At 72.4% G+C, this 13918-nt stretch carries 13 protein-coding genes and 2 pseudogenes; 10 read left to right on the plus strand and 5 right to left on the minus strand.

The genetic code is table 11. The annotated features are described in order from the left end of the window. Positions 1-46 precede the first annotated feature (46 nt). The 7 genes and pseudogenes from ACZ7KX_RS13460 to ACZ7KX_RS13490 form a co-directional block, all read left to right on the plus strand. Positions 47-664, plus strand: a pseudogene (locus ACZ7KX_RS13460) (trypsin-like peptidase domain-containing protein); the annotation flags it as partial. Between the two features lie 204 nt (positions 665-868). Next, positions 869-1594 (plus strand): annotated as a pseudogene (locus ACZ7KX_RS13465) (Ig domain-containing protein); the annotation flags it as partial. 292 nt (positions 1595-1886) lie between these two features. Further along, on the plus strand, positions 1887-2351 hold the full coding sequence (locus tag ACZ7KX_RS13470) for a WXG100 family type VII secretion target (protein ID WP_470326560.1): 465 nt from the start codon (positions 1887-1889) through the stop codon (positions 2349-2351). Positions 2352-2361: 10 nt separating this feature from the next. Next, entirely contained in the window at positions 2362-4605 is a 2244-nt protein-coding gene (locus ACZ7KX_RS13475) for a hypothetical protein (RefSeq protein ID WP_470326561.1), read from the plus strand. A 130-nt stretch (positions 4606-4735) separates the two neighbouring features. Further along, the gene (locus ACZ7KX_RS13480) at positions 4736-5260 is read left to right on the plus strand and encodes a hypothetical protein (protein WP_470326562.1); all 525 of its coding nucleotides are present in this window, start codon (positions 4736-4738) and stop codon (positions 5258-5260) included. 27 nt (positions 5261-5287) lie between these two features. Next, the gene (locus ACZ7KX_RS13485) at positions 5288-5950 is read left to right on the plus strand and encodes an HAD family hydrolase (RefSeq protein WP_470326563.1); all 663 of its coding nucleotides are present in this window, start codon (positions 5288-5290) and stop codon (positions 5948-5950) included. Then, the gene (locus tag ACZ7KX_RS13490) at positions 5951-6145 is read left to right on the plus strand and encodes an MmyB family transcriptional regulator (protein WP_470326692.1); all 195 of its coding nucleotides are present in this window, start codon (positions 5951-5953) and stop codon (positions 6143-6145) included. On the opposite strand, the gene ACZ7KX_RS13495 is transcribed toward ACZ7KX_RS13490, so the two are convergent. Next, a complete protein-coding gene (locus ACZ7KX_RS13495) occupies positions 6121-7062 on the minus strand; it encodes a LysR family transcriptional regulator (protein ID WP_470326564.1) in 942 nt (313 codons plus the stop codon). The two genes, ACZ7KX_RS13490 and ACZ7KX_RS13495, sit on opposite strands and share 25 nt — an antisense overlap. Positions 7063-7131: 69 nt before the next feature. On the opposite strand from ACZ7KX_RS13495, the gene ACZ7KX_RS13500 reads away from it, so the two are divergent. After that, entirely contained in the window at positions 7132-7866 is a 735-nt protein-coding gene (locus tag ACZ7KX_RS13500; RefSeq protein ID WP_470326565.1) for an SDR family oxidoreductase, read from the plus strand. Between the two features lie 140 nt (positions 7867-8006). Continuing rightward, positions 8007-8927, plus strand: a complete 921-nt coding sequence (locus ACZ7KX_RS13505; RefSeq protein ID WP_470326693.1) for an aminoglycoside phosphotransferase family protein — start codon at positions 8007-8009, stop codon at positions 8925-8927. On the opposite strand, the gene ACZ7KX_RS13510 is transcribed toward ACZ7KX_RS13505, so the two are convergent. After that, positions 8894-9715, minus strand: a complete 822-nt coding sequence (locus ACZ7KX_RS13510; RefSeq protein WP_470326566.1) for a hypothetical protein — start codon at positions 9713-9715, stop codon at positions 8894-8896. The two genes, ACZ7KX_RS13505 and ACZ7KX_RS13510, sit on opposite strands and share 34 nt — an antisense overlap. Before the next feature lie 72 nt (positions 9716-9787). On the opposite strand from ACZ7KX_RS13510, the gene ACZ7KX_RS13515 reads away from it, so the two are divergent. After that, complete coding sequence (locus ACZ7KX_RS13515; RefSeq protein WP_470326567.1) at positions 9788-10096, plus strand: cupin domain-containing protein; 309 nt, start codon at positions 9788-9790, stop codon at positions 10094-10096. 99 nt (positions 10097-10195) lie between these two features. Here ACZ7KX_RS13515 and ACZ7KX_RS13520 read toward each other — a convergent pair whose 3' ends face one another. From ACZ7KX_RS13520 to ACZ7KX_RS13530, 3 genes are all read right to left on the minus strand, one after another. Further along, complete coding sequence (locus tag ACZ7KX_RS13520; RefSeq protein WP_470326568.1) at positions 10196-10951, minus strand: alpha/beta hydrolase family protein; 756 nt, start codon at positions 10949-10951, stop codon at positions 10196-10198. 191 nt (positions 10952-11142) lie between these two features. Further along, positions 11143-11838, minus strand: a complete 696-nt coding sequence (locus ACZ7KX_RS13525; RefSeq protein ID WP_470326569.1) for an aspartate/glutamate racemase family protein — start codon at positions 11836-11838, stop codon at positions 11143-11145. 54 nt (positions 11839-11892) lie between these two features. Beyond that, the gene (locus ACZ7KX_RS13530; RefSeq protein WP_470326570.1) at positions 11893-13752 is read right to left on the minus strand and encodes a CocE/NonD family hydrolase; all 1860 of its coding nucleotides are present in this window, start codon (positions 13750-13752) and stop codon (positions 11893-11895) included. Positions 13753-13918: the final 166 nt, after the last annotated feature.

Consider the following 13918-nt stretch of genomic DNA (forward strand, 5'->3'; position numbering starts at 1 on the left):
CGTCGGCGACCAGTCGTACACCCCGCGATCCCCCACAAGGAGAGCCATGTTCAAGAGACTTGTCGCGGTGGCCGGTACGAGTGCCGTCGTCGCGGGCGGGCTGGCCTTCGCCGCCGCCCCCGCGCACGCCGTCCAGGCGGCCGACCTGACGTCCACCATCGCCCTGAGCAACTGCTCGGCCTCGCTGGTCCGCTACCCCACCTCGGTGGCCGGCGACCGGGCGCTGATGCTCACCAACGGGCACTGCCTGCCGACCATGCCGTCGGCCGGCCAGGTCATCCAGAACGTCAGCGCCAGCCGCAGCGGCACCCTGCTCGACGGCGCCGGCAACAGCCTGGGCACCGTCCAGGCCGACAAGGTGCTCTACGCGACGATGACCGGCACCGACGTCGCGCTCTACCAACTCACCGACACCTACGGCTCGATCACCTCCAAGTACGGAGCCACCGCGCTGACCGTCAGCGACGCGCACCCGGTCGACGGCGCGGCGATGTACATACCCTCCTCGTACTGGAAGCAGGTCTGGAACTGCTCCGTCAACGGGTTCGTGCCCACCCTCCGCGAGGACGAGTGGACCTGGCACGACTCGCTGCGCTACAGCTCCGGCTGCAACACCACGCACGGCACCTCGGGCTCGCCGATCATCGACTCCGCCAGCGGGCGGATCATCGGCATCAACAACACCGGCAACGACGACGGTGCGATGTGCACCCTCAACAACCCGTGCGAGGTCGCCGCCGACGGCACCACCAAGGCCGTCAAGGGCCAGAGCTACGGCGAGGAGACCTACTGGTTCACCACCTGCCTGAACTCCAGCCGGACCATCGACCTCAACGTGGCCGGCTGCCTGCTCACCAAGCCGGCCGGCAGCGGCGCGGTCTCGGTGACCAGCCCCGGTGACCAGTCGACCGCCGTCGGCGGCGCGGTGAACCTGCAGATCAACGCGTCCGGCGGCACGGCTCCGCTGTCGTACTCGGCGACCGGCCTGCCGGCCGGTCTGTCGATCAACGCCTCCACCGGCCTCATCAGCGGGACCACGACCACGGGGGGCGGCTACCCGGTGACCGTCACGGTGAAGGACGCGGCCGGCAAGACCGCCACCGCGACCTTCACCTGGACCGTCGTCGGCAGTGAGGGCAACTGCATCCCGGCGCAGCTGCTGGGCAACGCGGGCTTCGAGACCGGTTCGGCCTCGCCGTGGACGGCGAGCTCCGGCGTGGTCGACAACAGCTCCAGCCAGGCCGCGCACGGCGGTTCGTGGAAGGCGTGGATGGACGGCTACGGCTCCTCCCACACCGACTCGCTGTCGCAGACGGTGAGCATCCCGGCGGGCTGCAAGGCGACGCTGAGCTTCTGGCTGCACATCGACACCGCGGAGTCGGGCACCACCGCGTACGACAAGCTGACCGTGTCGGTCAACGGCACCGCGCTGAAGACCTACTCCAACGCGGACGCCGCGGCCGGCTACCAGCAGCGCACCTTCGACCTCTCGGCCTACGCGGGCCAGACGGTCACCGTGAAGTTCAACGGCGTCGAGGACTCCTCGCTGCAGACGAGCTTCGTGATCGACGACACCTCCGTCCAGACCCGCTGACACCGCATCGGCCCGACGGGCCCGGCGGCTTCCGCCGCCGGGCCCGTCGGCCGTGCGTCGGACGCCTGCGTGTCGGCCGCCGCGGTGGAAACAGGCGACGGGCAGGGGATCGCCTGCTCAGGTTTCGCTCAACTTTTGTACGGATTTCATACGTACCTACAGTCGATTGTTAGGCTGCGGACTTGCAGTGAATGGGTGGGCGATTCGCCGACGTGATCACCTGTCGCGCGTGGTTGCCGCTTGCGTCGGCGCGCGGCCACAGGGAGCACGCGGTTCTGGGGGGCGGAGACACGTGACCGACCTGGATTTCGAGCGACGGGTGAATCCGTGGCTCTTCGACAGCTCCGGGAACCTGACGGAGGACGCGAAGAAGCGGTTCCCCGACCTCGCCGCCGCCGCCTCGGGGGCTGCGGCCCCGGGGTGGACGCCGCCGCCGGCGGCCACGGCAGCCCCTGGCGGGCCGACGGTGAAGGTCATCCCGGAGGCGCTGCGCAAGGCGGGGGCCAACGCGGGCATCCTGCACACCGACTTCGACAAGGCCACCAAGGACGTCTGGAAGGATCTCCAGGGCAGCCTCCAGGGCATGTCCAAGGACTGGGCGATCGTGGGGGCGGTCCAGGTCGCGCACGAGATGTGGGAGGCGCAGGCGCAGGCGACCAGCCAGGCGATCGCGGACATCTCCACCGGTCTGACCAGCAATGCCGACCAGTACACGCGCGCCGACCAGGTGAACGCCCAGAACTTGAAGACGAACTGAGGCCGGCCGTATGAGTACCTACTCCGACCTGCGCCAGGAGACGTTCAAGGGCATCGAGACCCTGGCCTCGGCCTTCGAGTCGTTGACGCGCGACTGGAAACTCTCCTCCGAGTTCACCGGCGACATCCTCACCCCGCTCCAGGGATCGAACTGGCGGGGCGATGCGGCTGAGCGGGCCGCCGCCACCATCACCAAGACCCGCAACGAGCTCGACGCGGCCTTCGAGGAGGCCAGCGCGATCGGCAAGGCCCTGCGGGACGCCCACACCGAACTCGCCGCCGCCCGGGCGGACCTGGACACGGCGCTGAAGAGGGCCGTCGACAACTCCCTGACGGTGGACGCGGACGGCGCCAACATCAGCTGGCCCGCGCCGACGAGCGAATCCGACAAGCACGACCCGACCTACGCCACCACCTACAAGGCCCTCGCCGAGTCGGTGGGCCAGGACATAGCGAAGGCCGTTGCCCGGGCGAAGGCAGCCGATACCGCGGCCGCCGCGGCGCTCGGCGGCGCCACCGGGAAGAGCAAGACCGCCTTCCAGCCGTCGACGGGGCCGGAGGAGCAGGGCAAGAAGACGGCGGACCTCCTCAAGCTGGCCGGGAACCTTACCGACGCCCAACTCGACGAGCTCAACAAGGCACTGAAAGCCAACGCCAACAACCCGCAGTTCACCACCGCCTTCTACAACCGGCTGGGACCGGACGGCTTCCTCAAGTACTACGGCCAGCTGGCCGTCGCCTCGGCGGACAAGGACAATCGCGCGACCGCGATCGCCGACCTCCAGAGGAACCTCGGCACGGCACTGGCCGGCGCCACCGACAGCCACAACTTCCCGCACCTGTCCGACGAGTGGGAGGCGGGTCTGCGCCGGGCCGGAGCCACCAGGGTGGAGATCCTGCCGCGCGGCGACCGGGTCAGCGGCAGCGTCCAGCCGTACGGCTACCAGATCCTGGCGAACATCCTGCGGACCGGAACGTACGACCCGCACTTCCTCAACCCGGTCGCCGAGCACGTCACCCAGCTCAGTCAGATGCCCGGCTTCTGGACGTCGACGCCGTGGCTCCACAGCGACTTGGACCAGATGAAGCTGCTGGGCTACACGCAGGGCGACCAGGCCGGTGGCTTCAACCCGATGACCGGCGTGCTGGACGCGCTCGCACACAATCCCCAGGCCGCGACCCAGTTCTTCCACGATCCGAAGACGGAGTACAACCTCGACGGGTCGGTCAAGGCCCGCAACCAGCCGAACACGTACCTCAAGGACCTGACCGTGGGGGGTGACCGCTCACCGCTCCAGGACATCTCGAAGGGGAACGACTACTTCGCCGGCGGCCATGCGGAGTCGCCCGAGGTGCTGGCCCTGGGCCACGCGCTGGAAGCGGCCACCACCGGGCGCCCCTACGGCGCGCCCCCGGACACCCCTCTGCCGCAGCACACGCTGGAGCAGGCGGCGGTGATGAAGGACGTGGTCGACCGCTTCGGGAGCGGGGACGGTCCCAAGCTGCTTCGCCAGGGGGCGGACTTCGCGGGTCTCGCGCCCAGCCTGGGCCATCTGACCGCTGCCTACATGGGTGATGTGCACGTGGCGCTGAATCCGGAGGACGGCGCGCTGACGACCTACGGCGCGTCGGCGAAGCTCAACCAGGGGAACACGGAGAAGCTCTTGGGGGCCCTGGGTCGCAACCCGGACGCCTTCGGCGCCATCGCCCAGGCCCAGCAGGCCTATACGACGGCGCGCATCCAGGACGTGATGCTGCGCCGGGACACCTACGGTCCTGAGTTCGACCTGGCCGTGACCAACGCGGCGCACTCCGGCGGCGAGGTGGCCGGGTATCTCACCGCGGGTCGCACCGCCGGGTTGGTGGACGAGATGAAGGGCCAGGCGAAGGCGTACAACGACTCCGTCAACGAGAACGCCATGTGGGGGAAGGCTGTCTGGGCCGCGACCGGCGGCAGGGTGGCGGGGGATCTGCCTGTTGTCGGCAAGGGCCTGTCGCTGCCGGTGAACTACTTCATCGACCAGATGGCGTCGAGCTACTACATCGACCCGAACACCGCTGACCCGGCCATGCGTGCGGATGACGAGGGGTTCAACGCGGCCGCTGCGTCTGCCAAGAGGACGGTGGAACAGGCCGCGCAGGGAACCGGGCTGAATCCGGAGCGGATCCAGGCGCTGGCCACGGGGGCCGCGAAGGGTGTGCTGACCGGCGGGACCTACGCCGCGGACCGCTTCGGCCGGGCCGTCAGTGGCTGAGGGCAAGCGGCTCCGGCGGCGGTGGCTTGCCGCAGGGGTCGCGGCGGTGGTCCTCGCCGGGGCCGGGTTCGGGTGGTGGTGGCGGTCGGCCCACGCACCGGCGGAGCCGTCGACCAGTGCCTGCTGGTCGGTGCTCACCCGGGCCGACCTCGCGCCGCTGGCGGAGGAGCTGCCCAGGACGTTCGTCGAGCACTACCTGAACGGCAAGGGGGAACGCCTTCGCCCGGGCATCGAGGACCAGAGGTGCATTCTCCACCAGAACCCGGAGAAGACCCTGGTGGTGGTCGACGTGCAGTTGATGGACGAGTCCACCATGCACTACACCGACGGCGCGGGCTCGGAGTTGAACCTCCCGGGTCAGAGCCGGCTCGACTTCGGTGCGGACGTGCAGGGTTGGAGCGGGCCGTACTTCGCGGATCTCGGATTCCGGTGTGACAACCCGGAGAACACGCGCATGGGTCGGCCGTACGTGCATGTGTTGATCAGCACGGGCGGTCCTGAGGGGCCGAGGTCGGAGAAGCTCCACCGGGCAGCCCTTGACTTCGCGTTGAAGTACGCCAAGGCCACCGTGGCGAGCTACCCGTGCTCGAACCCGCTGCACCTACCGGACGGCGTCCCCGAGTCGGCGACGAACTTCCCGCCGCTGGGACCCTGACCGTTCTGGCAGCCATATGCTGATCGGATGATCAAGCCGATCGAGCTGGTGATATTCGACTGCGACGGCGTCCTGGTGGACAGCGAAGTGATCGCCGTACGGGTGCTGGTGCGGCTGGGAGAGGAGTACGGCTGGCCGCTGAGCGAGTCAGAGGCGATCGAGCGGTTCGTCGGGCGGTCGGAGGCGGTCAACAACGCGCTGGTCGCCGAGCGGCTCGGCGCGGAGACGGCGGCGGTGTGGGGCAAGCGCTTCCAGGCCCTGCACGCTGAGGCCGTGGACGCCGGGCTGACCCCGGTGGACGGCCTGCCGCAGGCGCTGGACGCGATCGACCTGCCGGTGTGCGTGGCCTCCAGCGGCACGCACGAGAAGATGCGGCACACCCTGGGCCGGACCGGGCTGTACGAGCGCTTCGCCGGAAGGATCTTCAGCGCCACCGAGGTCCGGCACGGCAAGCCCGCGCCCGACCTGTTCCTGCACGCGGCGCGGAGCATGGGCGTCGACCCGGCGGCCTGCGTCGTGGTCGAGGACAGTGCGCCCGGTGTCACCGCCGCCCGCGCCGCCGGGATGCGCGCGCTCGGGTACGCGGGCGGCGTCACGGCGGCGGAGCGGCTGACCGGGCCCGGCACCGTCGTCTTCCGGGACATGCGCGAGCTGCCCGGACTCATCGCCGCGGGGGCCTACCAGGAGTAGCTGCCGCCCTCCGGGGCCCGGAAGAGGATCCTGCACCCGGTGGTCGGCCCGCTCGACCTCGACTGTGAGGCGCTGCACGACCCGCACCGGGACCAGTGGACGATCTTCTACACCGCGGCCGCCGGGACGCCCTCGCACGAGGCGCTGCGGCTGCTGAGGGTGGTGGGCGGTCAGGACCTCGCGGTCCGGGCTTGAGCCGCTGCGGGTAGGGGTCCGGGTCCGGGCGCGGTTACGGGTGCGGGTGTGGTCGCGGGTTCGGGTGCCGGCGGAAGCGCGGTCGCGGGCGCCGGCGTGCCGTCGGAGGGGCGGCGGCGCAGCGTGGCGGCGGCGATGGCCAGGAACTCCGCCACCAGCCCGGTGCAACCGCCCTCCGGCACCGCCAGGCAGGTCTCGACGGGCAGTGAGTCGGTGACCGGCAGGTAGACCAGGTCGGGGCGGGAGTACGAGCCGGCGACACTGAGCGGCACCAGCGCGATGCCCTGCCCGGAGGCGATCAGCTCGAACTTCTCGTCCAGCGAGGAGGTCCGCCGCTTCCTGGCGTCGAGGATCGGCTCGCCGTCGAGGTCGGCCGCGGTGAGGGTGCGGCGGCCGGCCAGCGGATGCGTCACCGGCAGGCAGGCCACCTTGGTCTCCCGGCCGGTCGGGACGGTGTGCAGCCCGGTGTCGTCGAAGGGCCGCCGCAGGTGGCCGACGTGTGCGCGGCCGTCGCGCAGCGGGGCGTCCTGCTCCCACCAGCGCAGCGGGAGGACGTCGATCCCGACCTCCGGGTGGCGTGCCGTGTACGTCCGGATCGCCTCCGACACGTGCAGGCCGGGGGAGAAGGCGACGACCAGCCGCTGCTCGCCGCGCGCGGCCTCCTGGACCCGTTGCAGGGCGGCGTCCACCGTGGCGGTGATCCGCGCCGCCTCCTCGTACAACTGCCGCCCGGCGGCGGTCAGTTCGACGCTGCGCGTGGTCCGGGTGAAGAGCCGGCAGCCCAACTCCTGCTCGAACGCCCGGATCTGTCGGCTGAGGACGGGCTGGGTGATGAACAACTCCTGGGCGGCCCGGCCGAACCGGCGGTGCTCGGCCACCGCGACGAAGTAGCGGAGCTTGCGCAGATCCAGGTCCATGCCCGCACGGTATCAATGCGCCCGGAAGGGCATTGGACGCCCGGCCCCGGCCGCTCGGAGACTCGACCCATGAGTGAAGTTCGACCCAAGAGTGAAGAACGGCTCCTCGCGGCCGCGCCGCGCAGGACCGCCCTGGTCATCGGCGCCTCCCGCACCCTGGGCCTCGGGATCGCCGCGGAGTACCTCCGCCGCGGCTGGGACGTCATCGGTACGGTGCGCGGCAACCGCCGCACCGGCCTGCACGAACTGGCCGAGTCCGCCGGCGGGCGGGTGACCGTCGAGTCGTTGGAGATGACCGACCCGGAGCAGATCGCGGCCCTCCGTGACCGGCTGGCCCGGCGCACCCTCGACCTGCTCTTCGTCAACGCCGCCGTCACCCGCGGTGACCTGCCGATCGGCGAGGTGCCGACGGAGATGTTCACCGAGGTGATGGTCACCAACGCGCTCGGCCCGATGCGCGTCGTGGAGGTCCTCGGGCCGCTGGTCGCGCCCGCCGGGACGATCGGGGTGATGTCGTCCGACCAGGGGAGCATCGCCCTGAACACCGAGGGCGGGCAGGACCTGTACCGGGCGAGCAAGTCCGCGCTGAACCAGCTGATGCGCTGCTACGCCGTCCGCCAGGCCGGCGGCGCGCGCAGCCTGCTGCTGATGGACCCGGGCTGGGTGCGGACCGAACTGGGCGGAATGGAGGCCGAGTTGAGCGTGGACGAGAGCGTTCCCGGCGTGGTGGAGACGATCGAGCGCCACCGCGGCGAGCCCGGCCTGCGCTTCCTGGACCACCAGGGGAAGGACGTGGCCTGGTAGCCGCCGAGAGTGGTCTCCGGGGGTGGTCCCCGGGGGTGGTCTCCGGGGGTGGTCTCCGGGGGTGGTCTCCGCGGCGACAATTCGCTTGCGGGAGCGCCGCCGGCCCGGCAGGCTCGGTCGCCGTGTCCTCCTTCCCCGCGATGCACGCCGACGAGATCGACATCGACGACGCCCTGGTCCGCCGGATGGTCGCCGCGCAGTTCCCGCACTGGGCGGGCCTGCCGGTCGAGTCGGTGGCCACGGCCGGGACGAGCAACGCGATGTACCGGCTGGGCGCTGACCTGGTGGTGCGCGTCCCGCGGATCCCGGGGGCCGTCGAGGACATCGACAAGGAGTGGGTCTGGCTCCGGCGCCTCGCGCCCGAGCTGCCGGTCGCGGTGCCCGTCCCGGTGGCCAGGGGAGGACCGGTGGACGGCTGCCCGTGGCCGTGGTCGGTCCTGCGCTGGCTCGACGGCGCGAACCCGGTGGCCGGTGCGGTGGCCGAACCCGCCCTGCTGGCCGCCGACTTGGCCGCCTTCGTGACCGCCATGCGCCGGGTCGACCCGACCGGCGGCCCCGCCTCCTACCGCAGCGAGTCCCTGCCGGAGCGGGACGGTGCGGTCCGGAGGGCGATCGCGGAACTCCCGGACGTCATCGACGTCGCGGCCGCAACCTCCGCCTGGGACGAGGCCGTTCACGCCCCCGGGCACGCCGGCCCGGCGGTCTGGATCCACGCCGATCTGCAGCCCGGCAACCTGCTGGTGGACGGGCGCGGCCGACTGAGCGCCGTCATCGACTTCGGCTGCGCGGGCCTGGGCGACCCGGCCGTGGACCTGATCGCCGCCTGGTACGTGCTCCCCGGGCCGGCCCGCGCCGCCTTCCGGACGGCGGTGGCCGCCGACGGCGCGACCTGGGCCCGCGGCCGCGGCTGGGCGCTGTCCGTCGCGCTGATGGAGCTGGCCTACTACCGCCGGACCAACCCGCGGATGACCGGCATCGCCCGGTACGTGATCGGCGAGGTGCTGGCCGATCACGCCTCAGCGGCCGATCACCACTCCCCGGCCGGCAGCCGCCACGCGTAGGGGAACAGTTCGTCCTCCCAGCCGGGCGAGGCGGCGAGTTCGGCGGCCGCCTGCGGGGTGCGCAGCAGGCAGCGGTTGCGCAGCAGTTCGCGTCGCTCGGCCGGGGTGAGCAGCTGCTCCTCGGGGGCCAGCTCCTGATAGTGGCCGAGGTCGGGGCGGCCGTCCACCGAGCCGTCCTCGGCGACGTTGAGGTGGTCGCCGCCGGGGGTGCGGTAGTCGAGGCGGAAGTCGGTGCTCCACTGGGAGTTGCCGCCCCAGCCGTGTGAGAGGTCGTGCACCGGCCGGTCGGCGCGGCGGAACGTCCAGTAGAGCGGGAAGCGGTCGGCGACCCCGCGCTCGGCGTGCGCGGCGCCGGCCCGGATCCGTACGCGGGCGCGGTTGAAGAGCAGTTCGCCGAGCATCAGTCCGGGTCGCTGGACGTCCAGGACCTCGATCGGCGCCTGCGGGTCCGCGGCCTGCTCGACGTCGACGATCTCGTGCAGGAAGGGGTCGAAGGGCACGAGGCCGTCGAACGGCGTCATCCCGAGGGTGGTGAACGCCCGCAGGTAGTCGTCCGGTCGCGGGTCGAGCAGCAGGACGTCGGCGACCCGGCCGAGCGCGTACAGCTCCTCGACGAGCGCCGGTCCGTGGTGCTCCTGGTCGCCCCACCAGGCGGAGCCGTGGACGGCGGCCGTCCGCAGGCGTGCGCGGTAGTCCGCGGCGGCCGCCTGGCCGAGCCAGCGGTCGATGTCGTCGGCGGCCGGCCCGTCGTGGTCGAGCAGGTCGTGGTAGAGCGTGCGTGCCTTCACCGGAGCGATCATCGTGAGGTTTTACCGAACGGTCAACCAATGGACCGCCCAGGACGGATAGCGTCCAGGGCCATGAGCTTGATGGATGTGAACGAGCGGGCGGCACGGCTGCCCGAGGCCTGGCGCTCCCAGGTGCTGGGGCGGGTCGGGACGGCGGCGGTGAAGGTCCTGCGGATGGACGGGCGGGAGCTGGAAGCGGAGGCCCACGGGACGGCCGAGGTGCTGTTCGTCGTCGAGGGGAGTCTCGAACTCCTGGTGGACGGCGAGGAGTCGACCCTGCGGGCCGGTGAGCTGTGCGTCGTCCCGGCCGGCGCGTGGCACGCGGTGCGGGCGGGCAGCCGGGGGACCCTGCTGATCGTGGAGGTACCGGAGGAGGGGTGATCCCCACGACGGCCCTTCGAGCAGGGCTGCCCGCCCCGGTGGTGCCCCGCCCGGGTGAGGACGGGGCGCCACCGGGGCGGGGCACCACCGGGCCGGCGGTCAGCCGGCGGGCCTGCCGAGGTGGCGGGCGAGGAAGCGGGCGGCGCTGTCGGCCTCGAAGCGCGGGAACTCCTTGTGCTTGCCCGCGTTGACGTGCAGGGACTTCTCCGTCGAGGCGAAGGCGTCGAACAGCGCGAGGCCGTCCGCGCGGGAGATGTGCTCGTCGTCCCACTGCAGGCCGAACTCGATCGGGACGGTGATCCGCCTCGCGTGCTCGGCCAGGGTGTCGGGCCAGTGCTGGCCGAAGACCGCGGCCGTGATCCTGGGTTCGGCCGCCACGAAGGGCACGCCGATCGCGGTGCCCATGTTGACGCCCCAGTAGCCGACCGGCCCGTCGGCGCCGATCTCCGGGAGCTGCTGGAGGGCGTCCAGGGTCGCGTGGTACTCGGGCACGGCGAGCTTCGCCAGGTGGTCGTTGTAGCGGACGACGATCGGGCCTTCGGGCTCGCCGGCCGCCCGCGCCCGGAACATGTCGGCGATCTCCGCCTCGTCGTGGGCGGTGCGCGGCCGGTCGCCGTGCCCGGGCGCGTCGAGGACGGCGACGTGGAAGCCATGGCCGTCGACGAGCAGCCGGGCGCGGCCCGACATCGCGGGGTGCTTCTTGTGGTTGCCGCCGCCGTGTCCCATCAGGACGAGCGGGGCGCGGTCGGCACCGGTGGCCGGGGACCAGAGCACGCCGGGGACGCCGTCCACGGTGAAGTCGCGCTCGCGGACGCCGTTCGACACGGAATCGGCAGTGAACCGGAAAGTATTCATGGCAGTTGCCTTTCGGGAGGGCCTTGCTGGGGGAAGGCGCTCCCGGCGACGCCTGCGTCAGTCGCCGACCGTGACGGAAAGGGGGAGCACCCACGTCGGTACAGCCTTCACGGGTCTCACCTCCTCTGACGATGCCTCGGTCGGGGAAGATCTTGCTGCTTGAACGCCCTTCTGCACAAGCCCTTTTCCCGTCACCGGCCGCCGAGGGCAGCGGCCACGGCGGCCTCCGCGTGCAGACGGGCGGTGGGGAACACCGGGACGGGGCTGTCCTCCTGCCGGACGAGCAGTTCGATCTCGGTGCAGCCGAGGACGATCCCCTCGGCGCCCGCCGCCGCCAGGTCCCCGATCACCCGCCGGTACGCCGCCCGGGACTCCTCCCGGACGACCCCGACGCACAGCTCCTCGTAGATCACCCGGTGGACCAGGGCGCGCGCGCCGGCGTCCGGGAGGAGGACGTCGAGGCCTCCGGACGCCAACCGCCCCCGGTAGAAGTCCTGTTCCATGGTGAACGCCGTCCCCAGCAGCCCGATCCGGCGCAGGCCCGCCGCCCGTACGGCGGCCGCCGTGGCGTCGGCCAGGTGGAGCAGGGGGACGGAGACCGCCGCCTCGACCTGGTCGGCGACCTTGTGCATGGTGTTGGTGCAGATCAGCAGCAGGTCGGCGCCGGCCGCCTCCAGTGAGCGGGCGGCGGCGGCCAGGACCTCGCCGGCCTCGTCCCAGCGCCCGGCCGTCTGCAGTTGCTCGATGACGGCGAAGTCGACGGAGTGGAGCACGAGCCGGGCGGAGTGCAGTCCGCCGAGGCGGTCGCGGGTGAGTTCGTTGAGCAGGCGGTAGTACTCGGCGGTGGACTCCCAGCTCATGCCGCCGATCAGGCCCAGGGTCTTCATGGCGTCATTTATAAGGGTATCGAGAGATGGAGGCAAACTCCATAAGGCTTACTTTTATGGCCTCTCTCGGGGCACCCGGTGCTGCCACTCGCGGGTGAACACCACGGATCCGGCCTCCAGCGCCCGCAGCTGCACGATGCTGAGGAAGTGCCCGGCGTCGCAGCGCAGTTGGGCGCGGGTCTGGACGGTGACGTCCCAGCCGACGTCGGGGCGCTCCAGCCGGACGGTGTGGTCGGTGCGGGCCTGGGCGCTGAGCGGGGCGTCGGTGAGGACGCGGTAGGCGGTGACGGTGTGTTCGTCGCGGACCAGCCCGTCGGGGTGGGTCCGGGTGCCGTCGGAGGCGGGGGAGAGCTCGGTGCGCCACTCGTGCCGGCCGATGTCGTGGACGGTGACGTGTTCGGGCCGGGCGGTGAGCGGTTCGGTGAGGTGGATGTCGAGCGGGTCGGGCAGCGAGGGGGTCGAGAAGGTGACCGGCGCGGCGCCCACGTCGGCGGCGAGGTGGCGGACGGGCAGGCTCAGGGTGGAGCGGGACGGGTCGAGGGCGTACCCGCCGTCCTCGGCCGGGGGCCACACCCACGGCCAGTAGACGGACGAGAAGGCGAGCCGCAGCCGGTGCCCGGCCGGGAAGGTCCAGCCGCAGGCGGCGAGCTCCACCTCGACGTCCGGGCCCTCGGCGACCAGGACGCCCCGGGTGACCAGCTCCGAGGTGCCGTCCGGGCCGACCGCGCAGAGCCGGACCGCCACCAGGGGGGCGGGTCCGCCCTCGCGCAGCCGCAGCCGCAGCCGTACGGTCGGGGCGCCGAGCAGTTCGAGCGGCTCGGGCAGCGGCTGGGAGTCGAAGCAGACCGAGCGGCCGTCCTCCTCGCGCTGGTCCGGGGGCTGGTCGGCGGGGCGGCCGTGCAGGACGTAGGCGCCGGCGTTGAGGCCGGTGTGCTGCGGCGAGCGGACGTGGACGAAGCGGTCGTCGGCGGCGGTGCCGGCGGTGCGCAGCGGCCCGTCCAGGCCGTAGTGGATCTCGCGGACGTCGGGCGAGGGCCAGACGTCGTCGCCGGTCCAGCGGGTGCCGATCCAGCTGCGCAGGGCGGGTTCCTTGACGGCGCCGGTGTCGGCGCCGCGCAGCCAGTGCTCCCACCAGCGCAGCGTCTCGGGCAGGGCGTCCTCGGGCAGGCCGTGCGGCCAGGGGCCGATCAGGGCGCGCGCGGTGGGGGACTCGGCGAGCAGTCGCAGCACGAAGGAGCAGGACGGGTCGCCCCAGCCGGCGATCGCGAAGGTGGGGACGGAGACGGGCACGGTGGTCTCGCCGGCGGCGAGCCAGGTGTCGACGGGCGGCTCCAGGGCCTCCAGCCGGGTCAGCCAGCGGCTGCGCCAGGCGTCGCCGACGTGGCGCGGGTCGGGCGGCAGTGCGGCGTCGGCGACCAGCGCGGTGAGCCGGGTGTGCAGGTCGGCGGCGAGGACGGCGCCGCCGAGCCGGTGGCCGCCCTCCGGGCAGGCGGTGACCACGGCGCCGACGATCTCCGGCACCCGGGCGGCCAGGCGCAGTGCGGTGGTGCCGGCCGCGCCGACCCCGAGCAGGCCGACCCGCCCGGTGGAGTACGGGCGGCGGGCGAGCCAGTCGACCACGAAGGCGCCGTCGGTCAGCTCCTGTTCGCCGCCGGGCTCGCCGGGGGTGCCGGCGGAGTTGCCGTGTCCGCGGGTGTCGACCCGCAGGGTGGCGTAGCCGTGCCCGGCGTACCAGGGGTGGCGCCGGGCGTCCTCGGCGGCGGTCCGGTCGCTGAGGCGGCCGCCGGAGTACTCCAGCAGTGCGGGGACGAGCTCGTCGGTGACCGGCCGCCACAGGCGGGCGGCCAGCTGCGTGCCGTCGGGCAGCGGGATGCGGACGTCCTCGCGGGTGGTGTGGAAGGGGTAGGACGGCATGGCCGCTCCCATCGGGTCCCGGGCCGGGTGGGCGCTGACGGGCCCGCGGCACGCCGACCGTGCGGCTGGTGGGCCGTACGTGCGCGCCGCGGGCGTCGGCATTCCGACCCTAGGGGAGGAAGCGGGCGTTTTCCTGGTGAGCGCTGCGCAGCGGTCACGCTCCTCG

The sequence above is a fragment of the Kitasatospora sp. NPDC038210 genome (assembly GCF_055600605.1).